Genomic DNA, 1,260 nt, shown 5'->3' with positions numbered 1-1,260 from the left:
GATCCGGGGTTCGACCCTTCGGACCCGGCTTCTGTCGCGGCTCGCCGCTCGGAGATTCTCGCGATGGAGGAAGCAGCCGCGGCGATGCTCGCGGCCGGCGCCGCCCTGCAACTGCGAGCCCACGCCGCCGCCTACGACTTCGGGCACGCCCTCGATGTCGCTGAGGGATGCGCGGAATCGGCCATGCACGTGCGATCGATCGCGAACGAGGTCGCTCTGCTCGTGAAGCTCGCCGCCGGCACCGCCCAGGGACACCTCGCGTCAGCATCCGTGACGCTGCGCGAGTTCCCGGCCCTCGCCCTCGCGCTCGAGACGAACACCACCACCCCCGCGCAGGTGCACAAGCTCGTCGAGACCGGCCTGAAGATTAACCACGACGACCCGGCCGAGCAGACACACCGGCGCGGCGAGTTCGTCCAGGTCATGCTGGAGCGCGTGCGCCGGGAGCCGCTCCCGCCGGCAGCGCTGCAGCACGCGGCCGAGCGCGTCGCGGAAGAGCTCACCGGGGAGTCCATCGACCAACGCCACGAACGCGCGAAGCAACGGCGCCGCGTGAGCGTCGAGGACCTCGGCGACGGCATGAGCATCCTGCGGGTGCTCATGAGCTCGTTCGTCGCGCACGCCATCCGCGACCGCGCACGCAAGCAGAGCAAGGCCATCATCAAAGCCCGCCCCAAGCCAGCCACCCACTCCCCCGACACCCCCGAGAGCAGCACGACCGAGACGACCGAAGACCCGGTCGCGCTCGACGAGCGCACCCTCGACCAGGTCATGGCGGACGTCATCGCCGACCTGCTCCTCACGAGCGACCCCACCGTCTCGAGCGCCGCGAAAGGCATTCAAGCCACCGTCCAGCTCAGCATCCCCATCACGACACTCTTCCCCGACCCCACCCGGCCGGGTCGGGCCCCGGCGCTGCTCGAGGGCATGTCCCCCATGCCCATCGAAGACGCGAAACACCTCGCCGCGACCGCACCCGCCTTCATCCGCCTCCTCACCCACCCCATCACCGGAGCACTCCAAGCCGTCGACTCCTACACCCCCACCGCGGCCATGCGCGCCTTCCTGAAAGCCCGCGACATCCACTGCCGCTTCATCGGCTGCCGCCAACCCGCCACGAACTGCGAACTCGACCACACCATCGACCACCAATACGGCGGCGAAACCGCCACCTGGAACCTCAGCGACTTCTGCAAAAACCATCACATCGTCAAGCACCACACCGCCTGGACCGTCACCCAACACGACGGCGGCACCCTC

General features: G+C 69.1%; 1 protein-coding gene. It reads left to right on the top strand.

Annotated features, from left to right (window positions below; all coding sequences use genetic code 11):
- Positions 1-63: 63 nt before the first annotated feature.
- A partial coding sequence (locus C5E05_RS19690) for an HNH endonuclease signature motif containing protein (RefSeq protein ID WP_104342911.1) occupies positions 64-1,260 on the top strand: 1,197 nt, incomplete at its 3' end.

This window comes from Pseudoclavibacter sp. AY1H1, from assembly GCF_002931055.1.
Lineage (GTDB): Bacteria > Actinomycetota > Actinomycetes > Actinomycetales > Microbacteriaceae > Pseudoclavibacter.
This window is presented reverse-complemented; position numbering and strand designations above follow the sequence as displayed.